General features: G+C 59.3%; 24 protein-coding genes and 2 tRNA genes. 14 read left to right on the top strand and 12 right to left on the bottom strand.

What is annotated here, in order from left to right; genetic code table 11:
- Positions 1-12 precede the first annotated feature (12 nt).
- The 6 genes from FTO60_RS15385 (at position 13) to lpxK (ending at position 6286) form a co-directional block, all read left to right on the top strand.
- Positions 13-1536 carry a DUF2125 domain-containing protein gene (locus FTO60_RS15385; protein WP_148056778.1) on the top strand — a complete coding sequence of 508 codons (1524 nt, stop codon included), beginning with the start codon at positions 13-15 and terminating at the stop codon, positions 1534-1536.
- 97 nt (positions 1537-1633) lie between these two features.
- A complete protein-coding gene (locus FTO60_RS15390) occupies positions 1634-2980 on the top strand; it encodes a TldD/PmbA family protein (protein ID WP_148056779.1) in 1347 nt (448 codons plus the stop codon).
- Positions 2967-3737: a 3'(2'),5'-bisphosphate nucleotidase CysQ gene (locus FTO60_RS15395; protein WP_148056780.1), complete on the top strand. Its 771-nt coding sequence runs from the start codon at positions 2967-2969 to the stop codon at positions 3735-3737. The genes FTO60_RS15390 and FTO60_RS15395 overlap by 14 nt, the downstream gene beginning before the upstream one ends.
- A gap of 67 nt (positions 3738-3804) precedes the next feature.
- Complete coding sequence (locus FTO60_RS15400; RefSeq protein WP_148056781.1) at positions 3805-4050, top strand: DUF4170 domain-containing protein; 246 nt, start codon at positions 3805-3807, stop codon at positions 4048-4050.
- Positions 4051-4060: 10 nt separating this feature from the next.
- Positions 4061-5278 carry a 3-deoxy-D-manno-octulosonic acid transferase gene (locus FTO60_RS15405; RefSeq protein ID WP_148056782.1) on the top strand — a complete coding sequence of 406 codons (1218 nt, stop codon included), beginning with the start codon at positions 4061-4063 and terminating at the stop codon, positions 5276-5278.
- A gap of 3 nt (positions 5279-5281) precedes the next feature.
- The gene (lpxK, locus tag FTO60_RS15410) at positions 5282-6286 is read left to right on the top strand and encodes a tetraacyldisaccharide 4'-kinase (RefSeq protein ID WP_148056783.1); all 1005 of its coding nucleotides are present in this window, start codon (positions 5282-5284) and stop codon (positions 6284-6286) included.
- Here the strand turns inward: lpxK and FTO60_RS15415 are convergent.
- From FTO60_RS15415 to FTO60_RS15425, 3 genes are read right to left on the bottom strand one after another with little or no spacing between them, the layout of a single operon-like run.
- A complete protein-coding gene (locus FTO60_RS15415) occupies positions 6273-7400 on the bottom strand; it encodes a CaiB/BaiF CoA-transferase family protein (RefSeq protein WP_148056784.1) in 1128 nt (375 codons plus the stop codon). The genes lpxK and FTO60_RS15415 overlap by 14 nt on opposite strands.
- Positions 7400-8062 (bottom strand): DsbA family protein, encoded by a 663-nt coding sequence (locus FTO60_RS15420; RefSeq protein ID WP_148056785.1) that lies wholly within the window; start codon positions 8060-8062, stop codon positions 7400-7402. Before FTO60_RS15420 ends, FTO60_RS15415 begins: the two co-directional genes overlap by 1 nt.
- 1 nt (position 8063) lies before the next feature.
- On the bottom strand, positions 8064-8588 hold the full coding sequence (locus FTO60_RS15425) for a DUF721 domain-containing protein (RefSeq protein WP_148056786.1): 525 nt from the start codon (positions 8586-8588) through the stop codon (positions 8064-8066).
- 68 nt (positions 8589-8656) lie between these two features.
- On the opposite strand from FTO60_RS15425, the gene mutY reads away from it, so the two are divergent.
- Both mutY and FTO60_RS15435 read left to right on the top strand, forming a co-directional pair.
- Positions 8657-9709, top strand: coding sequence for an A/G-specific adenine glycosylase (gene mutY, locus FTO60_RS15430; protein ID WP_302849692.1), 1053 nt, complete (start codon positions 8657-8659; stop codon positions 9707-9709).
- Between the two features lie 51 nt (positions 9710-9760).
- On the top strand, positions 9761-10894 hold the full coding sequence (locus FTO60_RS15435; RefSeq protein WP_148056787.1) for an alkane 1-monooxygenase: 1134 nt from the start codon (positions 9761-9763) through the stop codon (positions 10892-10894).
- Here FTO60_RS15435 and galE read toward each other — a convergent pair.
- The 4 genes from galE to FTO60_RS15455 form a co-directional block, all read right to left on the bottom strand.
- On the bottom strand, positions 10891-11913 hold the full coding sequence (galE, locus tag FTO60_RS15440) for a UDP-glucose 4-epimerase GalE (RefSeq protein ID WP_148056788.1): 1023 nt from the start codon (positions 11911-11913) through the stop codon (positions 10891-10893). The genes FTO60_RS15435 and galE overlap by 4 nt on opposite strands.
- A 154-nt stretch (positions 11914-12067) precedes the next feature.
- Complete coding sequence (locus FTO60_RS15445; RefSeq protein WP_148056789.1) at positions 12068-13177, bottom strand: site-specific DNA-methyltransferase; 1110 nt, start codon at positions 13175-13177, stop codon at positions 12068-12070.
- Positions 13178-13264: 87 nt separating this feature from the next.
- Entirely contained in the window at positions 13265-13900 is a 636-nt protein-coding gene (locus FTO60_RS15450; protein WP_148056790.1) for a ribonuclease HII, read from the bottom strand.
- A gap of 116 nt (positions 13901-14016) precedes the next feature.
- Positions 14017-14421, bottom strand: a complete 405-nt coding sequence (locus FTO60_RS15455) for a hypothetical protein (protein WP_148056791.1) — start codon at positions 14419-14421, stop codon at positions 14017-14019.
- 167 nt (positions 14422-14588) lie between these two features.
- Between FTO60_RS15455 and FTO60_RS15460 the strand changes: the two genes are divergently transcribed.
- Genes FTO60_RS15460 through FTO60_RS15470 form a run of 3 tightly spaced genes read left to right on the top strand, consistent with a single transcriptional unit; the run spans position 14589 to position 16280 of the window.
- Entirely contained in the window at positions 14589-14870 is a 282-nt protein-coding gene (locus tag FTO60_RS15460) for a hypothetical protein (RefSeq protein WP_148056792.1), read from the top strand.
- A complete protein-coding gene (locus tag FTO60_RS15465) occupies positions 14842-15546 on the top strand; it encodes a hypothetical protein (protein ID WP_172623913.1) in 705 nt (234 codons plus the stop codon). The genes FTO60_RS15460 and FTO60_RS15465 overlap by 29 nt, the downstream gene beginning before the upstream one ends.
- A 50-nt stretch (positions 15547-15596) precedes the next feature.
- Positions 15597-16280 carry a hypothetical protein gene (locus tag FTO60_RS15470; RefSeq protein WP_172623914.1) on the top strand — a complete coding sequence of 228 codons (684 nt, stop codon included), beginning with the start codon at positions 15597-15599 and terminating at the stop codon, positions 16278-16280.
- A gap of 14 nt (positions 16281-16294) precedes the next feature.
- On the opposite strand, the gene FTO60_RS15475 is transcribed toward FTO60_RS15470, so the two are convergent.
- Together FTO60_RS15475 and FTO60_RS15480 are read right to left on the bottom strand one after the other, a co-directional pair.
- Positions 16295-16603 carry a hypothetical protein gene (locus tag FTO60_RS15475; protein ID WP_148056794.1) on the bottom strand — a complete coding sequence of 103 codons (309 nt, stop codon included), beginning with the start codon at positions 16601-16603 and terminating at the stop codon, positions 16295-16297.
- 122 nt (positions 16604-16725) lie between these two features.
- Positions 16726-16802, bottom strand: a tRNA-Arg gene (locus FTO60_RS15480).
- A gap of 117 nt (positions 16803-16919) precedes the next feature.
- Here FTO60_RS15480 and FTO60_RS15485 point away from each other — a divergent pair.
- Entirely contained in the window at positions 16920-17945 is a 1026-nt protein-coding gene (locus FTO60_RS15485; protein ID WP_148056795.1) for a LacI family DNA-binding transcriptional regulator, read from the top strand.
- Here the strand turns inward: FTO60_RS15485 and xylA are convergent.
- From xylA to FTO60_RS15500, 3 genes are all read right to left on the bottom strand, one after another.
- Positions 17942-19249 carry a xylose isomerase gene (xylA, locus tag FTO60_RS15490; RefSeq protein ID WP_148056796.1) on the bottom strand — a complete coding sequence of 436 codons (1308 nt, stop codon included), beginning with the start codon at positions 19247-19249 and terminating at the stop codon, positions 17942-17944. The two genes, FTO60_RS15485 and xylA, sit on opposite strands and share 4 nt — an antisense overlap.
- Before the next feature lie 14 nt (positions 19250-19263).
- Entirely contained in the window at positions 19264-21645 is a 2382-nt protein-coding gene (locus FTO60_RS15495; RefSeq protein WP_148056797.1) for a glycoside hydrolase family 3 N-terminal domain-containing protein, read from the bottom strand.
- Positions 21646-21844: 199 nt separating this feature from the next.
- Positions 21845-21920: transfer RNA gene (locus FTO60_RS15500), tRNA-Lys, on the bottom strand.
- 131 nt (positions 21921-22051) lie between these two features.
- Between FTO60_RS15500 and dapF the strand changes: the two genes are divergently transcribed.
- Both dapF and mtaB read left to right on the top strand, forming a co-directional pair.
- Complete coding sequence (dapF, locus tag FTO60_RS15505; protein ID WP_254696828.1) at positions 22052-22831, top strand: diaminopimelate epimerase; 780 nt, start codon at positions 22052-22054, stop codon at positions 22829-22831.
- On the top strand, positions 22828-24081 hold the full coding sequence (gene mtaB / locus FTO60_RS15510) for a tRNA (N(6)-L-threonylcarbamoyladenosine(37)-C(2))-methylthiotransferase MtaB (protein ID WP_148056799.1): 1254 nt from the start codon (positions 22828-22830) through the stop codon (positions 24079-24081). Before dapF ends, mtaB begins: the two co-directional genes overlap by 4 nt.
- Positions 24082-24113 lie beyond the last annotated feature (32 nt).

The following is a 24113-nucleotide window of genomic DNA, read 5'->3' on the forward strand; positions in this document are numbered from 1 at the left end:
GGACTCCGGCTTATGACCCTGCGCACACGCGTTTCCACACTTTCCCTGATCGCCGTTGGTTTCGGCGCGACCACCGCAATGGCCGAAGTTTCGGCCGCTGACGTCTGGTCGAACTACGATGCCTATCTCGCTTCGGTTGGTGGCGCCATATCGGGCGACCTGTCGACAAGCGGCGCCGTCACAACAATCGCGAACGCCAAGGTGGATTTTGTTCTGCCGTTTGGCTTTGGCAATATCGCGGTGGCTGTTTCTGACATCACGATGACAGAAACCGGCGATGGGGCCGTAACAATTACCTACCCTTCGCCGATGACCGTCGCCGTATCCGGCAACCTGCAAGAAGTTGGCGCGTTTGCTGCGACGGTCCAAAGCGAACAGGACGCTTATGTCGTCACCGCATCCGGTGACGCGGGCGATGTGACCTACACGGGCACGGCCACCAACATGACCTATACCCTACGTGATATCACATTTGATGGCAGCGAAGACTGGACGATTGATGCAACCGGCACCATCGCCAGTTTCAGCTATGAAACCCGCGTGACCGAAGGCAACCTGATCACCGCGCAAAGCACGCAAACGATGGGCGAAAACGCTTATTCTTTCAACATTGTAGGCCCTGATGGACTCAAGTCGACCAACACCGGCAGCTATGGCACCACGGATGCGACGATGTCGCTTGCGCTGCCCGTTGGCGGCTCGGATATCATGAACCTGTCACAGGCAATCCGTGACGGCCTGTCAGTCGATATCGCATCGCGCGGCACTGGGTCACAAGGCACCGCGACAACAACGATGAACGGCCAGATCGTGACCGATCAGGACACGACCACTGGTGCATCCGAAGTCACGCTCCGCTTGGGTGAAGACGGGCTGGCGGTTGTTGGCAGTGTCGAAGATATCGCGGTGGCCATGACGATGGCAGAACTGATGCCTTTTCCCATCGAAGCCGCGATTGAACAAATCACCGCAAATTACGCCCTGCCCGTGAACGCATCAGAGGCACAGCAGGAATTCCGCTATGCGTTTGGTCTGAACGGCATCACGGTCAGCGAAGAAATCTGGGGGCTGTTTGACCCATCCGGGGAACTGCCACGCGATCCGGCGACCGTCGCACTTGATCTGTCCGGCTACGGCGTGACTGGCCTTGATCTGCTGGATATTGCGGCGATGATGTCTTTGTCCCCAGGTGGCGATGTACCTGTGCTGGTTGACGAAGTGACGCTGAACAGCATGACAATTGCCGCCGCCGGTGCCGAAGTCACTGCCGCGGGTGCCTTTAGCCTCGACAATACCGATATGGCGACCTTCCAAGGGTTTCCGCGTCCCGAAGGTGCGCTTGAAATGACGTTGACAGGCGTCAACGGGTTGATGGACAAACTTTCCGCGCTCGGCTTCATCCCCGAGGAACAATTGATGACACCCCGCTTGATGCTGGGCATGTTTGCGACACCTGTCGGTGACGACGAATTGACGTCGACGATCGAAATCAACGGGGAAGGCCACGTTCTCGCCAACGGCCAGCGCCTGCGTTAACCGGTTCCGGGGGCTGCGCTGGCAGCCCCCATTGCACCCTCCCCCTTGCGAGGCACCACATTGCGGACTACCTCAGGGCCAGATATCAGGAGCCCGCATGCCAGAACCTCTCGCCACTCTCGCTGACCGATTGCTTGACGCCGCGCGCAAGGCCGGTGCCGACACTGCCGACGTGATCGTCGTGGATGGCACATCGGTGTCGATCGACGTGCGTGGCGGCGCACTGGAACAGGCGGAACGCAGCGAAGGCATTGATATCGGGTTGCGCGTGATGATTGGCCGGCGGCAGGCAAATGTGTCGGCCTCTGACACGCGCCCGGATACCATGCAGCAAATGGCGCAGCGCGCCGTGCTGATGGCCCGCGAAGCGCCCGAGGATCCCCATATCGGCCTCGCCGATCCATCACAATTTGCAACGGACACGGATACGGCAAGCCTTGACCTCTTCGACCCGGGCGCCGAACCGGATCCGCAAGCCCTGCAAGACGCCGCCGCTCGCGCCGAGGCCGGCGCACAGGCAAACCCCGGGATCAGTCAGGTGCAATCAGCCAGTGCATCCTATGGCCGTCGCCGCGTTCACCTCGGCACCAGCAACGGGTTTTCCGCCGGATACGCACGCACGGGCCACAGCCTGTCGTGCGTCGCAATCAGCGGCACAGGTGCAAACATGGAGCGCGACTATGACTTCGACAGCCGCGTCTATGGTAGCGACATGCGCCGCCCTGAAGACATCGGAACCGAGGCCGCAGCCCGCGCCGTGGCCCGTTCGGGGGCGCGCAAACCTAAGACCGGCGCATATCCGGTCCTTCTCGACGAACGCATCGCCGGTTCGTTAATCGGACACCTGCTCTCAGCGGTAAATGGTGCAATGGTCGCGCGCGGATCAAGCTGGCTGCGCAATGCCATGGGAGAACAAATATTGCCCACAGGCCTTAGCCTCATCGAAGACCCGCACCGCGCGCGCATCGCCGCATCGCGACTATTCGATGGCGAGGGCCTACCAACAACCAGACGCGCAATCGTCGATAACGGCGTGCTGACCGGCTGGACCCTCGATCTGGCCACAGCGCGCCAGTTGGGCATGACCAGCACCGCAAACGCTTCGCGCAGCACCTCCTCGGCCCCGTCACCCGGTTTGACGAATATCGCGCTCACCCAAGGCGAAAAATCCCCTGCCGCATTGATGGCAGAGATGGGAACCGGCCTGCTTGTGACGTCGATGATCGGCTCGACGATCAATCCCAACACCGGTGATTATTCGCGCGGTGCCAGCGGGTTCTGGGTTGAGAACGGCGAAATAACCTATGCCGTCAATGAATGCACCGTCGCCGGAAATCTGCGCGATATGCTGAAGCGGCTGACACCGGCCAACGATGCGCAATCGCATCTGACGCGGGTCGTGCCCTCGCTGCTGGTCGAAGGAATGACCCTTGCCGGCAACTGATCTTGATCTGCTGGTGGACGCCGCGCGTGCTGCCGGGGACATCGCGACCGCCCACTTTGCCGAATCGCCCGAGGTTTGGGACAAACCCGATGGTGCTGGCCCGGTGACCGAGGCCGATCTGGCCGTCGACACCATGCTGCGCAACACATTGTGCGCCGCGCGCCCCGATTATGGCTGGCTGTCTGAAGAAACCGAAGACACGCCTGCCCGTCTGACCACCGACCGCCTGTTCATCGTCGACCCGATCGACGGCACGCGGGCATTCATCGAAAAAAGCAAGGACTGGTCGCATTCTCTTGCCATTGCACAGCGCGGAGAAATCACGGCGGCGGTAATCTATTTGCCCCTGCGCGATCTGCTGTTTGCAGCCCAAAAAGGGGGTGGTGCAACGCTGAACGGCGCTCCTATCACGACGACAGTGCAGGCAAGCCTGGACGCCAGCAACGTGCTGGCCACCCGCCCCAACATGGATCCGAAACATTGGGAAAACGGTGCGCCTTCGTTCAAACGCCACTTTCGCTCGTCGCTTGCCTACCGCATGGCCCTGGTTGCAAACGGGCAGTTCGACGCGATGCTGACACTGCGCCCGACATGGGAATGGGACATTGCCGCAGGCACGCTGATCGTGACCGAGGCCGCGGGCACCGCCACCACCCGCAAGGGCGCGCCGCTGAGGTTCAACAACCCGCATCCGCAAGTGGACGGGGTTATTGCAGGTGGCGGACTTCATGCACCGCTGCTCGCCGCCCTCGCCTGATCGCTTTACCACATCACCCCAAAGCCCTAGGTTGCCCCCGAACACCGTTTTGCAACATGAGGCTTCCATGACCCAACGCCTGCACCTCGTCTTTGGTGGCGAATTGATCGACCCGACCAAAAACGCATTCAAGGATGTGAACGACATCCATATCGTCGGCATGTTTCCCGACTACGAGACCGCCTTTAATGCGTGGAAGGAAAACGCCCAGCGCACCGTGGATAACGCCCATATGCGTTATTTCATCGCGCATATTCACCGTCTGCGCGACGAGGGCGTCGAGGCCTCGCCAACCGAAGAACTGGGCAGCTAGGCACACCCGAATGGCGCGCGCCCTTTCGCTTCGCTCGCTCATTGGCCAACGTCCCGCAAAGGATGCGCCCAAACAAGAAGGCGTGGCACGCCCCAATCGACCCGGCGGGCCGTTGATCTGGTTTCACATTGGGGCAGGTGGCAACCTGCGGGCTATCACAACCCTTGCCAGTCGGTTTGCCAGTGAAAGTGATCAAGCAACGTTTCTTATCACCGGCGCGCTGCTTGATTCGGGCGCGATCCCCGAAAACCGGCACGTGATTTTCCAGCCCGATCCGCCCAACACGCAAACCGGCGCGCGGGCGTTTATGGATCACTGGCACCCCGACATGTTGTTTTGGATGCAGGATACGCTGTTGCCTGTCTTGCTGGCCGAATGCGTCGCGCGCAAATGCCCGATGGTTCAGTTGAATGCCAAACAAACAACAGCCTTGAACTGGGCGGGGCGTTGGAAACGGGTCGCCTCACGCGCAATTCTGGAAGAATTTACGGCGGTCATGGCCGTGGACACGGGTGCCGCAGCGCGGTTGCGGCGCGCAGGATACAATCCGGATCGGATCGAAGTGACGGGCGCGCTGGAAGAAGAAAGCATCGCCCTGCCGTTCAATGAAGCCGAGCGCAACGAGATGGCGGCATTGATTGGCGCGCGCCCGGTGTGGTTCGCATCTGACCTTGCCGCCAGCGAAATCGAAGCGATTGCCGAAGCCTATCAATTGGCCAGCAAACGTGGCTATCGACTGTTGCTGGTGATCACGCCGCGAGACGTCAACGATTCCGCCGATATGGCACAGAAACTGCGTGATCTTGGCCTGCAGGTCGGCGTGCGTGGTGATGGTGACGAACCGCACGACGAAATGCAGATCTATATTGCCGATCTCGATAACGAACACGGTCTTTGGTATCGTCTTGCCCCCGTGACCTTTATGGGCGGCACGCTGGCGGGCAGCGCCAGTCGGTCCCCGTTCGAAGCCGCAGCGCTTGGGTCCGTGGTGATCCACGGCCCTGCAACGGGACGGCACGGCACGGCTTATGAACGGTTAACCGCCGCAGCGGCGTGCCGCGCGGCCAACACACCAGAACGCCTTGCCGAGGCCGTGGGGCTTATGAACACGCCCGATCGCATGGCGCAAATGGCCCAAGCGGGCTGGGCTGTCGTGACCGACGGCGCAGAGGTCACCAATCGCGTGCTGGCGATGATCCGCGCGCACCTTGACGCAAAAGGGGGCTAGGTCATGGCCACGCCCCGTTTCTGGTTTACCGATCCGGCCAAGCCCGCCCTGCGCGCCCGTATCCTTGCGCCGATCGCGGCGCTATATGGCGCGGCAACCGCGCGCCGACTGGCCGCGGGGACGCCGATGCGCGCCGATGTGCCGGTGATCTGCATTGGCAATATTAACGTGGGCGGCACCGGCAAGACCCCTACGGCCATTGCGCTTGTCCAGCGCCTGATCGCCTGGGGCTATCTCCCGCATGTCGTGAGCCGTGGTTACGGCGGCGCGCTTGCGGGGCCAGTTGCCGTAAATCCCGCCAAGCACAGCGCCCATGATGTCGGTGACGAACCGCTTTTGCTTGCTGCCTTCGCCCCCACCTGGGTGGCCCGAAACCGCGCCGCCGGCGTGCGTTTGGCGCAAGAGGCTGGCGCGGATGTAATCGTCATGGATGACGGGTTTCAAAACCCGTCTGTTCACAAGGACCTGTCAGTGGTTGTCGTTGATGCGCGCCGCGGTTTTGGAAATGGGCGGGTTTTGCCCGCGGGACCGCTGCGCGAACCGGTGTCGACCGGTCTGGCGCGCGCGGATGTCTTATTGTCTATCGGATCACATCAGGATCAGGACCGGTTCGGCACCCTTTGGCACGACCAGATCAACGGCACCCCCCATCTGCGCGGTCACCTTGCTCCGCTTGAAACAGGGATGTCGTGGACCGGCCTGCGCGTGCTGGCCTTTGCCGGGATCGGCCATCCGGAAAAGTTTTTCCAATCCCTGCACGACCTTGGCGCCGAGGTGCTTCATGGTGAACCGCTGAACGATCATCAGCCGCTGACGGACACCCTGATGAAACGCCTCGAACTTGAAGCCAAGGCCCGCACCGCCCAACTGGTCACAACTGAAAAAGATGCCGTCCGCCTGCCTGCATCATTCCGGCCAAAGGTGCTGACGCTTCCGGTGCGATTGGAAATATCGGATTGGTCCCCCCTTGATACAGCACTCGCAAAGCTCGGGATCACTCCTCGATGAGGTCCTGACCCTCGCCGAGTTTCGGCGAGGCATGACGCAGGTTCAGCTCGGCATCAGAAAACTTGATCGGCGAGCGCACACCGGGAACACCATCCAGTTCAACCCGCATCCCGCGATGCACGATCTGCGGATCGGCAAAGACATCATCCATTGCGTTGATCGGCCCCGCCGGAACACCACGCGCCTCGCAGGCGGCCAAAAGCGCCTTCTTGGTCATCTTGATTGCTTCCGCCCCCAGAATATCGGTGATGGCATCGCGGTTCTTCAGGCGCGCGGGGTTGGTCGCATAGGCGGGATCATCGGCAATATCCGACAAGCCCAACACCGTGCAAAACTTGCGAAACTGCCCGTCATTGCCCACTGCAATAATGATATGCCCGTCAGAACATTCAAACACCTGATAGGGCACGATATTGGGGTGGGCATTCCCCAAACGCTGCGGCACCTGGCCGGAACTCAGGTAATTCATCGCCTGATTGGCCATCACGGCGGTCGCGACATCCATCAATGCCATATCAATGTGCTGCCCCTTGCCCGTCACCGCGCGCTGGTGCACCGCCGCCAAAATCGCCGTAGTGGCATAAACTCCGGTGAAAATATCCGTAAAGGCGACCCCCACCTTTTGCGGTTGTCCGGCCGGATCGCCCGTGACCGACATCAGGCCGGACATGCCCTGAATGATGTAGTCGTATCCGGCCCTTTCGGCATAAGGGCCATCCTGCCCAAACCCCGTTATCGAGCAATAGATCAGTCGCGGATTCAATTCGTGCAGGCTGTCATAATCAAGCCCGTGTTTCGCCAGCCCGCCAACCTTGAAGTTCTCAATCAGGATATCAGCGTCAGCGATCAGCTTCAGTAGCTGCGCCCGCCCCGATACGGTGCGAAAGTCGATCACAACCGACCGTTTGCCGCGGTTGCAGCAATGGAAGTAGGCCGCCGATGTATCACCATTCGGGGTCGCAAATGGCGCGCCCCAAGTGCGGGTGTCGTCGCCATCGGGGGATTCAACCTTGATCACCTCGGCCCCCAAGTCAGCGAGGGTCTGACCGGCCCAGGGGCCAGCCAATATCCGCGCCAGTTCGACGACTTTCAAACCGTCAAGCGGGGCGGACATTATTCAGCCAGCTTTTCGTCCAGGATGGTTGCAAACTCGGCATATGCCATGTTCGAATAAAGTTCGCCGTTGATGACAAAACTGGGCGTGCTGCTGATATTATCCACTTCGCGGTTGGCTTCGGACCACGTGTAAAGCGCCTGCGCCGTTTCGGCGTCAGCCATGCAGACATCAAGGTCTTCGTCCGTCAAACCGGCGATCTTACCAATGTTGCGAAGACTGTTGGCAATCGTCGCAGGATCACCAGCACTGGCCCAGTCGCGCTGTTGATCGTAGATCATATCGGCGATTCCGAAAAACCGCATCTGATCACCACAGCGCGCGACCATCGATGCCCAAAGGCCAGGGCGATCAAAATAGATCTCGCGGTAAACAAAGCGGACCTTGCCGGTGTCAATGTAGTTTGCTTTGATCTGTGGATACTGATCAGCGTGGAAATTGGCACAATGCGGGCAAGTGAATGACGCGTATTCGATTACTTCAACGGTGGCGTCTTCGCTGCCCTGAACCATCTCGATGATACCGCTGGTATCGGCTTCGGCGTCCTGTGCCAACGCTGCCCCGAACAATGGATCGGTTGGTGCCGTGGGGCGGCTCAGGAACCATGTGCCACCTGCGATGATGGCAAGGGCAAGCGCCGCTATTGAGAGTTTATTTGTCATATCAATCTGCCTTTTTCTGGCGTTTCCGCTTGGTCAGAACATTGGCCGCAAGCGCGCGAAGTGCAAGGCGCAAATCGTCGCTTGCCACATCGGATGAAAGGATATCAGCCTGGGCAAGCGCCTCTGGGTCCGGGCCGGGATTTTCCTTGGGGTTGTGATCAAACGCCACGCGCCCTTCGGCGAATCCTGTTGGTGCTGTCTGGGTGATGCGCACGCGTGAAATGGCGCGATAGCCGTAGCAGGCATTCACCTTGTCGCGAATCTGGTCTTTTTGCATTGCCAGCATGGGCGCCTGCGCCCCGGTCGTCAAAATCGACAACGTTGCGCCCAATCCGCCCTGCCCGTAGCCAACTTTGACGGGATGCGCGATGCGGGCGGTTTCTTCGCCGACAATCTCGGCCCAATGGGTCAAAAGGCGGGTCACGGCAAAGCCCCGAGCCTCGCTCGCGCCGCGAATCCGTGTCTGCATCAAGGACGCAGCGCGGGAAAAACCTCGTGTGGTGCTATGTTTGCGTTGTTCTGCCATTCTAGAGCTCTATTCTAAAGCACCAGCGCGCCCATGCCAGCGAAACCCTGCATCCAAGGACAAAAACATTGCACGACGACCTAAGCGCGGACCTGCTTGACTGGTATGATGCCCACGCCCGCGTGATGCCGTGGCGCGTCGCCCCGACAGACCGCAAGGAGGGTCAACGCCCCGATCCCTACCGCATTTGGCTGTCCGAGGTGATGTTGCAACAAACCACCGTTGCTGCTGTGCGCGACTATTTCCAACGCTTCACCGCGCGCTGGCCAACAGTGCAGGATTTAGCTGGCGCCGCCGATGCGGATGTGATGGGGGAATGGGCCGGCCTTGGGTATTATGCCCGTGCGCGCAACCTGTTGAAGTGCGCTCGCGCGGTTGTCGCTGATCATGGCGGCGCATTTCCTGACACCCGTGACGCGCTGATCACCTTGCCCGGTATCGGCCCCTATACGGCCGCCGCGATCGCCGCGATCGCCTTTGATGAACCGGCCACAGTCGTCGACGGCAACGTTGAACGCGTCATGGCGCGGCTGCATGATATCGATACACCACTGCCTGCCGCCAAGGGGGAATTAACCGCGCGGGCAGCCGCCCTCACACCCGCCCGGCGCGCGGGCGATTATGCCCAGGCGGTGATGGACCTTGGCGCGACGATCTGCACCCCGAAATCGCCCGCCTGTGGCATTTGCCCGTGGCGGACACCCTGCGCGGCGCGGCGCGCGGGAACAGCCGCAGACCTGCCAAAAAAGACCCCAAAAAGGAAAACGCCAACGCGCTTTGGCATCGCCTATGTCGCGCGGCGTGATGATGGGGCATGGCTGTTGGAAACACGCCCCGACAAAGGGTTGCTGGGCGGGATGTTGGGGTGGCCCGTGTCCGATTGGGGCGATGCGCCGCAACCCGCCCCACCGCTTGACGCGGATTGGACCGATCTGGGCGCTGAGGCCCGCCATACCTTCACCCATTTTCACCTTCGCTTGCAGATTCTCACGACGACCGTCAGTGATACAACGCCGTCCCGCGGCCGGTTCATCTCCGCGACCGATTTCCGCCCGTCTGATCTGCCCACCGTCATGCGCAAGGTGTTTGACCTTGCCGACGCGACGCTACGCCACGATTGAGTGCGGTGCGGCCCCGCGATAACCTGCGTGCAACAATAACCGGAGCACCCCATGATCCCGCACGACAATATGGCCAAACTCTCGCGCGCGCTGCCGTTCTGGGTGTCCCTCGCGCTTGTCCCGCTTGCATGGATCGGTGCGGTCTATGGCGGCTGGACGGTGATCCTGCTGCCGATTTCAACGTGGTATCTGTTTTCGATCATCGACGGAATCGCGGGTCTTTACGAAGAAAACGCCGATCTTGAAACCACCGAGGACGAGCTGTTCTGGTATAAGCTTGTCACGCTCATCTGGTTTCCGATCCAGTTTGTGACGGTCTTTGGCGTGCTTTGGTATGTGACCCAATCAGGCCATCTGACGACGCTGGAACAGATCGTGCTATTCTTTGGGATCGGCGTGATTTCCGGCGCGGTCGGGATCGTTTATGCGCACGAACTCTGCCACCAGAAACCGAAACTGGAACGCTGGATGGGCGATCTGTTGCTGGCGATGGTGCTCTACTCCCATTTCCGCAGCGAACACCTGCTGGTGCATCACCGCTATGTCGGCACCCCGCGCGACCCTGTGACTGCACGATATAACGAAGGGTTCCACCGCTTCTTTTTCCGTGTGATCCGCGAACAACCTGTCTCGGCGTTCCGCGCCGAAAAAGCGATGCTGAAACGTAAAAACCTGCCGTGGCATGACCGCGGCAACCCGTTCTGGAAATATTGGGCGCTGCAAATCGCGTTCATCGCCCTCGCCGTGATCATCGGTGGCTGGGCCGGTCTTGGGCTGTTCCTGGTGCAGGCCTTCGTGGCGATTTGGCAATTGGAACTGACAAACTACGTCGAACACTACGGGCTGACCCGCAAGCATCTGGGAAACGGCAAATACGAACACGTCTTGCCGCGCCATTCGTGGAACGCATCGCAGCTTGCGTCAAATTGGCTGCTGATCAATTTACAACGCCATTCCGATCATCACTACAAGCCCGATCGCCGGTTTCCGCTGCTGCAAACCTACGGCGAGGCAGAGGCCCCGCAATTGCCCTACGGCTATCCGATCATGACGATGGCGGCGATGGTGCCACCGATCTGGCGGCGTGTGATGAACCCCCGGGTGCGCAAATGGCGGGCGATGTATTATCCCGAAATCACCGACTGGCAGCCTTACAAGAACGGCACGACACCGATGCCCCGTTAAGGTTTGGGATCGTTGCGCAACTGACCGCTGACCCATGCCCAGCTTGATCGGCACATATCATCCAGCGTGCGGGTGGCGTTGAATCCCAGGATCTCGCGCGCCAGATCAGGGCGGGCCGTCAGCACCGCGACATCCCCGTCGCGACGCGGCACGATCTCGAACGGTAGGTTCTTGCCGCAGGCATCGGAATAGGCACGCAGCACTTCCAGAACGGTCGATCCCTCGCCGGTGCCAAGGTTTACCGTATGCGACCGCCCCGTTTCGATCAGCGCATTAACCGACAGCACATGGCCCTCAGCCAAGTCTTCAACATGGATATAGTCGCGCAATCCGGTGCCATCGGGTGTGTCGTAATCATCGCCGAAAACCTGCAGCCGGGGCAATTCACCCATCGCGACCTTGGCGATATAGGGCACCAGATTGTTGGGAATATCCTGCGGGTCTTCGCCGATCAGCGCCGAATTATGCGCTCCAACGGGATTGAAGTATCGCAACGTTCCGATCGCCCAGCGGGGATCAGCGGCGACCAGTTGCTCCAATATCTGCTCACCGGAAATCTTGGTATAGGCATAGGGGCTGGTGTAGGTGCGTGGGTGATCTTCGGGAATGGGTTGGACCAGCGTATCACCATAGACCGTTGCGCTTGATGAAAACACAATGTGGCGCACACCAGCCGCATCCATCGCCTGCAACAGGTTCACAAAACCGCCGATGTTGGTCTGGATATAATCCAGCGGTTTGGCCACAGATTCCCCTACCGCCTTTTTTGCCGCGAAATGAATGACAGCATCAAAATTGTGCGCCGCAAAGACACCTGCCAGAAACACCGGATCAAGCACGTCACCACGGTGCAGTTTCACCGGCGATCCGGTGATCCGCGCAAGCCGCAGCGGCACGTCTTCCTGTGCGTTGGAGAAATTATCGAGGATGACAACATCGTAACCGGCTGCGACCAATCCCAGATAGGTATGTGACCCGATATAGCCTGCGCCACCCGTCAATAGGACTGTCTTGCTCATTCTCGCCTCATACTCGTTAACCAAATCCCTAAGGCGGGACGGCCCAAGGGACAAGCAAAACAAAAGAAAAAGCCCCGCCGTGCTACGAATAGACGGCGGGGTGAAAGTTAGTGCCGTGGATTTGGCCACAGGCACCGGCGGTAATTCTGTAAGTTTAGTTTGCGCGCATTTCCGAGCGGATTTGCTGGCGCAGCAGATCAATCGGGACTTTCTTGCCCTCGCGTTTGAACTGCCAATATGTCCAGCCATTGCAGCTTGGCGCACCTTCGCAGGCGGCACCAACCTGATGGATCGACCCTTTGACATCGGCCCCAATCAGGGTGCCGTCAGCGCGGACCTTGGCCTTGTGACGGCCGTTCATGCTCCATAACTCCTCGCCGGGGCGCAACATGCCGCGTTCGACCAGCACACCAAATGCCACCCGCGGTTCGGCACGTTTCGATGTCGATACCTCAAGCGCTTCCTTGTCAAACTTGCGAATCTTGCTGATGCGCTTTTCCGCGACAGCGCGGTATTCGGCCTCGCGCTCGATGCCGATAAAATCGCGGCCCAGCATTTTCGCAACTGCACCCGTGGTGCCCGTGCCAAAGAACGGATCGAGGACCACATCACCGGGATTGGTGCTGCCCAGCAAAACACGGTGCAACAGGCTTTCGGGTTTTTGCGTCGGATGGGCCTTGTCGCCCTCGTCATTCTTGATGCGTTCGTGGCCCGTGCAAATCGGCAGCACCCAGTCGCTTCGCATCTGAATGCCTTCGTTCAGCGCCTTCAACGCTTCGTAGTTGAAGGTGTATTTCGCGCCTTCGGATTTCGACGCCCAGATCATCGTTTCATGGGCATTGGTAAAACGCTTGCCACGGAAATTGGGCATCGGGTTCGACTTGCGCCAGACAACATCATTCAAAATCCAGAAGCCCTGATTTTGCAATTCAGCGCCCATGCGAAACACGTTGTGATAACTGCCAATCACCCAGATGGCGCCACTGGGTTTCAACAGCCGTCGGGCGGCAGCCAGCCACTCGCGTGTGAACTTGTCGTATGCGGCAAAGCTGTCGAACTGGTCCCAGTGATCGTCAACCGCGTCCACCTTAGAATTATCAGGGCGATGCAGATCACCACGAAGTTGCAGGTTATAGGGCGGGTCCGCAAAAATCAGGTCAACACTGCCCTCGGGCAGGCTGTTCATGACGTCGATGCAGTCGCCGTCGATAATCGTATTGAGAGGGAGCGCTCGCGCACTCTGAACCTTGGTTTTCGTTGTCATTTTTTGCCTCTGTCCCGGCGGTTGATCCGCTCGTTGGTTGCACCCAATGTGAGTCAGAGGCGATTCGGTGTCAAAAACTTTATTGAATCAATCACTTACGATTTTTTCTTGATACAAGATATTGTGGACTGGCTTGAACGAACGTCTATGGTGAGGGGTCACACCAAGATTTTGAAGCGCCGCCATGTGGCTTTTCGATCCGTATCCGGCGTTTGTCTCCCAGCCATAGCCAGGATGCTGTTGCGCCAAATCCACCATCAGCCGATCGCGACAAACTTTTGCCATAATTGAGGCCGCCGAAATCGACACGGATCGCCCATCGCCCTTCACGATCGCTTCGGCAGAACCTGTCAGATCACGCGGCAACATATTGCCATCAATCAGCAGATGATCGACCCCACCAAGCCCTGCAATCGCGCGCATCATCGCCAGATGGCTAGCGCGCAGGATATTCAGCGCGTCAATCTCGGCGACACTCGCATGGGCGATGCTGACCTCGGCCACATCCATGATAATATCAAACAACACATCGCGGCGTTTGGCCGTCAGCGCCTTGCTGTCGTTCAGGCCCTCCGGAATGTTCGCCGGGTCCAGCACCACAGCCGCTGCCGTTACCGGCCCCGCCAGGGGCCCACGCCCCACTTCGTCCACTCCCGCGACACGTAGCAACCCGCGCTGAAACGCGGATTGTTCAAAACTGAAATCGGGGGACTGTTTGGCCATGATCGCAATCAACACCATCACCGCCAAAAAGAACAGGGGCGGGCGACCATGTCCAAGCACCCGCCCCTGCCCCTGTCACGCGCCCTCTGGAGGAAGGTGCGCTCTGCTCGACCTCTTTAACGATTCCAGCGAAAACCAGCTTGACGCAAACAACGCGGACGGAACCCGTTGCGGCGGCCATTGTCGGTGCGCACCGTGACTTCGCAGCGTTCGGGAAGACGATCAAACCCGCGATAGTTATTCTGCATACAGCGGCGACCAAACAGGCGCACCGTTTCACCACGACGCGTTTCGATCCGGCGCAGGCACTGCGCAGGAATCACATTGCGGTTCGGACGCGGGTTCACCACGGGCGCCGGATCGTTCTTGCGGCTTTCACGAATGACGGCACCAAGAACCAACAAGCCCAATAGTGCGCCCCATGCTTCCTCGTTTGAAATCTCGGCCCGCACCTGTGTCGGGGCAAGGCTGGTCATACCAAGGGTCAGGGCAAGTGCACCTGCAATCATTGTCTTATACATAGCGTTTCCTTTCGGTTGGGCGCCCTGGGCAGCGGGCCCGACGCGATGAAAGGAGATTGACGGCGGTAATGCATGCCAAACAATAACGCCATACTGCTATCGGCTGACAAAGCCGCAGGGCGGATCGGTTATTGAATATCACAGGCGTTCCGGCGCATCTTGGACCCATGAAACACCTCATCTTATCCATACTCGCCCTTGGGCTGATGACAGGGGCCGCGCAGGCCGCCTGCTATGCAGATTACAAGGCCAAACAGGACGATCCCTTGCGCCTCCACTACGGGGTGGCGGAAATCGACGGGGCCTGTAATGTCGAAAATGCAGCGGCGCAGCTTAGGGGCGCGCTTGCGGCAGACGGCTGGCAACTGCTGAACGTGCTGGGGGTCTTTGACGATGCCGGTCTGGACGAGAGGAGAGAGAGTGCAGGACAATACTACCTCCGCTATTGAAGCGCGCCAGACAGGCAGCCGCGTGGTCGCCGCCGGAATCGCGGCGATCGTCCTGATTCTGCTCGCCGCGGCGGTGTTGCTGTTCATGAACCTTCCTGATGCGAACGCCTTTAATGCGCGGGTCGAGCAACTGTTCATCGAAAACGATACGCTGACCGGTAACGCGGAAATCAAGCTGCTGGAAATCCTTGCCCAGTCCGGCACCGCATTCAGCGATACATTGTCCAGCTACCGTTTCGTTATCTTCGTGTTGCTGATCTTTGCCACGGCCATGTTGATCGCCGCCGTAGCATTCCTTGTGATGTTGGTGGCGCTGAACAGGCGGATGGGCAAAATCGAACGGCAGGGGATCGAGGTGAACTCGCTCCTGATCAGCCGTGACCAGAACACCGTTTACCTGAACAACTTTGAATTCAAACTGACCGAAGCCGCGATCGAAACCCTGTCCGTGCTGGCCGAGGCACGCATGGACGACGAAGTGCTGTCGGGTGCCGAGATCGAAGGCGTCATTTCAGGGCGAAGTGCCGCTGACTGCGACGAGGCTGCCGGTGCCACACGGATCAAGCGCCTCCGCGACACCCTTGGCAACCAGATGATCAGCGAATTGCTGGTCAAAAACATCGCACGGCGCGGCTATATGCTGGCAATCGACAAAGATGTCATTCGCATGGTGTGACCCGGATGTCTGTGCGAGTTGCTCAACACTGCCGTTTCGTCTTACTCGGATTGCTTTTTCTGGCAGCTGCAAACATCGCAACTGCGCAGTCCGATCAGACGATGCGTTTCTCAACAATTGGTCCGATCCTTATGAGCGGTGATGCGACGATGGCAGATGGTTCAATCCAGCTGGTTCCCTCGCTCGCAGGGCAGGTCGGGGGTGGATTTCGCGCCGATCCGATCTGTTTGAGTTCTTTCTCGACCAAATTCACTTTTGCCATTTCGGACCCCGGCAATTCCGGAGCCGACGGTCTGGCCCTGGTCCTTCAAGACACTCCGACCAAGCTTGGCCGTATTGGCGGCGGCATAGGCTATGTTGGATCGTCACCAAGCCTTGCCATCGAATTTGACACCTACCGAAATCGTGGCGACCCGAACGACAACCACACCGAAATCGTTGCCACTTACGCAAACGGGTCGGTGATCCGAACTCCTGCCGTAGTCCCCGGCAAACTTGAGGACGGCGGCGCATGGATTGCCTGGGTCGACTACCGGAATCCAATTCTGGAGTTGCGCCTGGGCCGCGATGACGAACGTCCAACTGAAGCATTGCTGACACTTGATATTGACTTGGCCGCGCTATTCGCGACCGACCGCGCCTATATCGGTTTCACGTCGGCGACAGGGGCAGCCTGGGCAGACCATCGTATTCTTGACTGGGCCCTTCGCGAGTGCGCTGATCTTGTCGGCTAGAAGCGGCAATTTCATCAAATCTCAAAGAAATACGGATCAACTCGGCGCCAGAAGTGCAATAAATCCTGACCCGTAGCCGGATGACGACCCAACGCTTCAATCGCAAGAATGTCGGCAGCAACAAGCGCCGACAGCTTGTAGGCCAAGGCAGCGGGCGCGGCCTGACCTTTTACAAGATCCTCGAACTGAGACGCCGCAGACGTTATCGCAAAACAAATGCTCAGCGCCTTCTCGCGCGGCCATTTGCGCGCCAGGTCGCGCACAAGCGCACAAATGCTTTTTGCCTCACCCGTGGCAAGAACCGCGACCGAATATTCGATCATCAGATCGATATTTCCCCGATGCATAAAACGCTACCACTTAATCCATCCACCATCGTCATACATCGGCAACGCCCACAACGGTAGCCAAATCAAAATGACGAGCCATTTCAAACCGAAAGAAGTGGCGACCCCGGCAGGATTCGAACCTGCAACCTGCCCCTTAGGAGGGGGCTGCTCTATCCAGTTGAGCCACGGGACCACGGGGAATGTGAATGCCTGTAATTGGCGCCAAGGTCAACGTTGTGCATCGGGCTTGGACAAGGCGCGCTTGCCAGAGTAACAAGGGGCAGGGAAGAAATTTCAGGGCGGCGACAGCGTGACCACACGGACCAAAAGACCACTTACCTTGCGGGATGTTTCCGAAGCATCCGGCGTCAGCGAAATGACCGTCAGCCGCGTGTTGCGCAACAAGGGTGACGTCAGCGAAGCGACCCGCATCAAGGTGCAGGATGCCGCCAAGCGGCTTGGCTATGTGCCCAACAAGATCGCAGGCGCTCTGGCCAGTCAAAGGGTGAACCTTGTCGCGGTGATCATCCCCAGCCTTGGCAATATGGTATTCCCCGAAGTGCTGTCGGGTATTTCGGAGACCCTTGATGGCACAGACTTGCAGCCCGTCGTTGGCGTCACCAACTACATGCCCGAAAAAGAGGAAAAAGTCCTGTTCGAGATGCTGTCGTGGCGTCCTTCGGGCGTGATCATCGCCGGGCTGGAACACACCGAGGCATCGCGCGCAATGTTGTCGCAGGCCGATATTCCCGTTGTGGAAATCATGGATGTAGACGGCGAAGCGATCGACGCAAGCGTGGGCATTTCCCATCGCCGCGCGGGCCGGATCATGGCCGAGGAAATCCTGAAAGCGGGCTACAAGCGGATCGGTTTCCTGGGAACGAAAATGCCGCTTGATCACCGCGCCCGCAAACGGTTCGAAGGATTTACGCAAACCCTCGCCAAGTCGGGGATCGAGATCGCGGATCAGGAGTTTTATTCAGGTGGATCGGCGCTAGCCAAGGGTCGCGAGATGACCCAGGCCATGTTGAATCGCACGCCCGACATCGATTTCTTGTATTATTCCAACGACATGATCGGCGCTGGCGGGTTGCTCTACCTGCTGGAAAAAGGTGTCGATATCCCGACCCAAATCGGCCTCGCCGGGTTCAATGGCGTTGAGCTGTTGGACGGCCTGCCCCGCCAGTTGGCCACGATGGATGCCTGCCGTCGTGACATCGGCCAGAAGGCGGCCGAAATTATCGCGCGCCGCAACACCGACCCGACCGAACCAGAGGGCGAGCGGATCGAACTTAGCCCCACGCTAAGCCTTGGTGACACGCTGCGTCGCCGTTAAACGAACCGGTTTACGTAGTTTTCAAGCATTTCCTGACGGCCCGACTGCGGGGCGGGATTGATCCCCAGGTCCAGAACGCGCTGCGTGATCGCCCCAAGGTCACTGCCAAGCATCGCTTGCGCTTCGGGGTTGTCCCACCCGGCATAACGATCGCGCAACACGTCGCTTAGCCCGCCGTCCTCGATCATTGCCGCCGCCGCCTTGAGGCCGCGTGCGCAGATATCCATCCCACCGACATGCGCCGCAATCAGGTCTTGCGGATCAAGCGACTGACGCCGTAGTTTCGCGTCAAAATTGGTGCCGCCCGTATCAAACCCGCCCGCGTTCAGCACATGATAGTATGCCAGCGCAACCTCGGGGACATTGTTGGGAAACTGGTCCGTGTCCCAGCCCGATTGGTAGTCGTTGCGATTCATGTCGATGCTGCCCAGCATCCCTTCGGAGGCAGCCACCGCCAGTTCGTGTTCAAACGAATGGCCCGCCAAAATCGCGTGACCCTGTTCAAGGTTCAGCTTCACTTCGCGCTCAAGCCCGTATTTCCGCAGGAAGCCGATACAGGTCGCCGCATCAAAGTCATACTGGTGCTTTGAAGGTTCCTGCGGCTTTGGTTCGACCAAAATCGTGCCCTTGAAGCCAATCTTGTGTTTGTAATCGACCACCATGTTGAGGAACCGGCCCATGTGGTCCATCTCTTGCCGGAGGTCTGTATTGAGCAGGGTTTCATAGCCTTCACGCCCACCCCACAACACATAATTCTGCCCGCCCAATTTGTGGGTCGCGTCCATATTGCTTTTGACGGTCGCAGCGGCAAAGGCAAAGACATCCGGGTCAGGATTTGTCGACGCGCCTGACATCCAGCGCCGATGGCTAAACATATTCGCAGTGCCCCAAAGGCAGCCCGCTTTGGCCGATGCCATCTTGTCGGCGATGTAATCCGTGATCTCGTTCAGGGTCGCGAGGTTATCGGCAAAATTACCCTGATCCGGGCGCAGGTCCAGATCGTGCCAGCAAAAGTAAGGCACATCCAGCAGATCAAACATCTCAAACGCCACATCAGCCTTGAGGCGGGCGTTGGCCATGTTGTCCTGGGGGTGCCACGGGCGCTCAAACGTTTGACTACCAAAAGGATCACCGCCTTCCCACGCAAAAGAATGCCACCACGCAACGGCAAATCGCAGATGGTCTTCCATCCGCTTGCCCATGATCACCGCATCGGCGTCATAGTGACGAAAGGCTAGCGGGTTTGTGCTGTCGGCCCCTTCAAAGGTGACCTTGTTGAGGCCGTTAAAAAATCCGGTCGCCATCAGTTGTCCTTTCACTATGGGCGGCGCCGCAGCGGCTGCACCTTGCAATCGCTTTCCATCCGCCAATGGGTCGCAAGTGTGCGGGTATTGCCGGTGACTGTCACGCGCGTTTCCAGTTTTATGTCATTGCTAGAAGCACCGATCATCAGATCAAAATCCCCCGGTTCAACGATCCGTTTGCCCGCTGCGCCGGTAAAATTCAGCATGTCCACGGGCACGCGAAAGGTGACGCGCGCAGCCCTGCCCGCAGGCAGGTTCACCCGACCAAAGGCCTTGAGCTCCTTCACGGGCCGTACAAAGAACGCCAGTCTGTCGCGCACATAAAGCTGCGGCACGTCAACACCCGCCCGCGCGCCCGTGTTGGTCAGGGTGAAAGACAGATCGATGGTGCCAGTGTCAATATCCACCGGATCGGCCGCAAGCGACAGATCGCTATAGGCAAAGCTGGTATAGCCAAGCCCGTGCCCAAACGGATACTGGCTGCCGAAATGCCGCGCGATAGGCGTCCCGGACGCCTTGAATTTGTGATTGTAGTAATAGGGCGCGGCGCCAGCACTGCGCGGCACCGAAATCGTCAATCGTCCCGAGGGTTCGACCGCCCCGGTCAAAACATCAGCTAATGCCGCACCGCCCTGCTCACCGCCGAAAAACGCCATGACTTGCGCTGCCAGCGCGCCCTCAAGCCCGCCAAGTGTATAGGGTCGCCCGCTTGTCAGCACGACAACCACGGGCGTTCCCGTCGCAACCACTGCCGCCAGCAGCTCTTGCTGAATGCCGGGCAGATCAAGCGTATCAACGTCGGACCCTTCGCCAACCGTGCCGGTCTGGAAAATGCCGGAAAGATCACCGACACAGACCACCGCAATATCGGCGGCACTGGCCGCGGCCACCGCTTCGGGGATCAGGTCGCGCCGCGTGGACAGGGGCGACGTTTGATCAAGGGTCGTGCTATCGGACACGTCACCGGGAAAGACTGGCGCACCGGCGCTGCGGGTTTCCAGAATGAAACAGCCCTGCGCAAAGGCAACGTTTTCGTCGCCCAGCGCGGCACGCAGCCCTGCAAGCGGCGTGACAACCCGATCTGCATTGCCAGGTCGATCCAGATTGATCAGATGCACCGGAAAACTGTAATCGCCCAGCATCGCCAAAGGATCATCCGCAGTCGGGCCTATCACGGCGATCCGCGCTGTCGGATCCAGCGGCAGCACACCGTTATTGTCCAGGATCGTCACCGATTGCGACGCGACCTCGCGTGCAAGATCAAGTGCGGGCTGCTGGGCAAGGGCAATCGCCGCATCGTCCACATAGGGGTGCTCGAACAACCCCAACCGGAACTTTTCGCGCAACACGCGGCCAACGGCGGCGTCGATCGTGTCCATCGAAATCAGCCCGCGATCAAGGGCCGCACGCAGATGCGGTGCGCAATCGTCACCGGGCAGTTCAACGTCCAGACCTGCATTGAACGCCAGCGCTGCCGCTTCGGCCGCATCCGCCGCTACACCGTGATGGGTGTGCAGCAGGCTCACACCGATATAGTCCGCAACGATCAACCCATCAAAGCCCCACTGATTGCGCAAAACTTCGGTCAGCAGGTGGCCCGAGGCATGGACAGGTTCGCCATCAATATCGTGATAGGCCGGCATCACCGACCCGGCATTGCCCAACTTGACGGCCATCTCGAACGGCAGCAAGAAATCGTCGTTCAACTCGCGCCAGCCCATGTGCACCGGCGCATGGTTACGCCCGCCTTCGCTGTAGGAATGCCCGACATAATGCTTGAGGGTTGCCAGCACCTGACGGTCCTCGCCCTGTAGGCCCTGCACATATTTCGTCGCCAAAACACCCGTCAGATAGGGATCTTCGGCAAAGGTTTCCTCGGTCCGGCCCCAGCGGGCATCGCGGGCCACATCAAGTACGGGCGCAAGACCCTGACGCGCACCAACCGACAGGCACTCAGCACCAATCGCCGCGCCAACCTGTTTGATCAGGTCGGGATTCCACGTCGCCCCATAAGCGAGCGAGGACGGGAACAGCGTCGCACCATCACCCATCAGACCTGACAAGCATTCCTCGTGGGCCAGCACAGGTATGCCAAGGCGGGTTTGCTCGACCAGAAACCGCTGTAGGGCATTCAGCGCGCGCACACCTGCTTGCGGCGCAACCGCACGGGTGCCAAGGGGGCGGGTGATCTGGCCAAGCCCGTGGGTCAGCGCAGCATTCACACTTTGCCCATCACTCGCGCCCGTGAACGCATCGCTGCGCACCGTGTGATTGCCATCCTCGGACAAATGCAGCCACAAGGCATGAAGCTGCGCAATCTTTTCGTCCAGCGTCATCCGGTCAAGCAGATCAACGACTCTGTCATCAACCGGCTGACCTGCGTCACGATAGGTCATTTTTTCAAGCCCCCCACCGCCAAAATGCTAGCACAGCTACAATAGTGAACAAACCAGACTTGCGGCACAAACAGCATTTACGCGTCAAACGCTCGGTCCTCCGGGAACAGCGATTCTTTGGACGCGGGCCCAGAGCGGATTGCACAGCGGCAATTCCACCGCACCAACAAACCCCAACGCCTGATATTCAGTGAAAAAATGGTGAGCCGTGATGGGTTCGAACCATCGACCTACTGATTAAAAGTCAGTTGCTCTACCAACTGAGCTAACGGCCCACTAGGGGCGCTATCTAGAAAGCGCAACACATGGGGTCAACCCCCAAATGCACCTACCTCTGGATTCATATTCACGCGGAGTCTATATGCCCCCCATGCACCAAGGACAGACCCCCTCAGGCCTGCCGTTCATGAAGATGCACGGTCTCGGCAACGACTTTGTCGTCATCGACGAACGCGATGGCATCGTGCGCGCCACGCAACCCGTTGTCATGGCGATGGCTGATCGGCATCGTGGTATCGGATTCGATCAACTGGCGGTCATTTCGAACAGTCCGGATGGTGACGCACATCTGACATTCTGGAACAGCGATGGCTCCCATTCGGCGACCTGCGGAAACGCGACACGCTGCATCGCTCGCTACCTGATGCAGGAAAAAGGCGTGACCGAGGTGACCGTGACGACTGAACGGGGCGCGCATCTGGCGCGCGATCTAGACGGCACGATCACGGTCAACATGGGACATCCCTCGCTGGAATGGCAGGACATCCCGCTGGCCCGCGAAATGGACACGTTGAAGCTCCCCCTGCCCGGACAGCCCGTGGCGACAGGAATGGGCAACCCCCATTGCACGTTCTTTGTCGATGACGCCGAAGCGATCGAACTTGAAACCGAAGGCCCGCGGTTCGAACATGATCCGCTTTTCCCGCAACGCACGAATGTCCAGTTCGCCAGTATCATCGGTGAAAACCACATTCGCATGCGGGTCTGGGAAAGGGGCGCGGGCGTCACGCTGGCATCCGGGTCGTCATCCTGTGCGACTGCCGTTGCCGCACGGCGGCGCGGCTTGGTCAACGGCCAGGTCACGATGGATCTTGATGGTGGCCAGATCATGATTGACTGGCGCGACGATGGCATCTGGATGTCCGGCCCAACGGCCCATGTCTTTGACGGTGTATGGCGCCCATGACCGCTCCGAAATTCACCACCCTTGGCTGCCGCCTCAACGCCTATGAAACCGAGGCAATGAAGGAACTGGCCACCACCGCTGGCGTGCAAAACGCCGTGGTCGTGAACACCTGCGCCGTCACCGCCGAGGCCGTGCGCAAAGCCAAACAGGAAATCCGCAAACTGCGCCGCGAGAATCCCGATGCGACCGTGATCGTCACAGGCTGCGCCGCACAGACCGAACCGGCGACATTCGCGGCCATGCCCGAAGTATCCCGCGTCATCGGCAATACTGAAAAGATGCAGGCGGCCACTTGGGCAGGCATGACCCCCGACCTGATCGGCACGACCGAACCCGTGCAGGTTGATGACATCATGTCGGTTACCGAAACCGCAGGCCACCTGATCGACGGCTTCGGCACCCGAAGCCGGGCCTATGTTCAGGTCCAGAACGGCTGCGATCATCGCTGCACCTTCTGCATCATCCCATACGGGCGCGGCAATTCCCGCTCGGTCCCCGCTGGCGTTGTTGTCGATCAGATCAAACGCCTTGTGGATCGCGGCTATAACGAAGTCGTCCTCACCGGCGTCGATCTGACAAGTTGGGGTATCGACCTGCCCGCTCAGCCCAAACTTGGCGATCTGGTCATGCGCATCCTGCGCCTTGTGCCTGATCTGCGCCGCCTGCGGATCAGCAGTATCGACAGTATCGAAGTGGACGATAACCTGATGCTGGCCATCGCCACCGAACCGCGCCTGATGCCTCACCTGCACCTTAGCCTGCAACACGGCGACGACCTGATCCTCAAGCGGATGAAACGCCGCCACCTGCGCGATGATGCAATCAAATTCTCGGAAGATGCGCGCAAACTGCGCCCCGATATGACCTTTGGCGCGGATATCATCGCCGGTTTCCCGACCGAAACCGAAGCGCATTTCGAAAACTCACTGAAACTCGTGGATGATTGCGCCCTCACCTGGCTGCATGTTTTTCCCTATTCCGCGCGCCAAGGCACTCCCGCCGCGAAAATGCCCGCGGTGAACGGCAAAGACATCAAGACCCGGGCCGCCCGCCTGCGCGCTGCGGGTGACGCGCAAGTGCAGCGCCATCTTGCCGCGCAGCAGGGTAAAACCCATCACATCCTGATGGAGAACACCCGAATGGGCCGCACCGAACAATTCACCGAAGTTTCTTTCGCCAGCGACCACCCTGAAAGTGCAATCATCTCAGCCGTGATCACCGGCCAGTCAGGTCATCAACTGACCGCTTGAACTTCATCTTGGCCAATACAACTCCCGCCGGA

This window comes from Octadecabacter sp. SW4 (assembly GCF_008065155.1).
Classification (GTDB): Bacteria; Pseudomonadota; Alphaproteobacteria; order Rhodobacterales; family Rhodobacteraceae; genus SW4.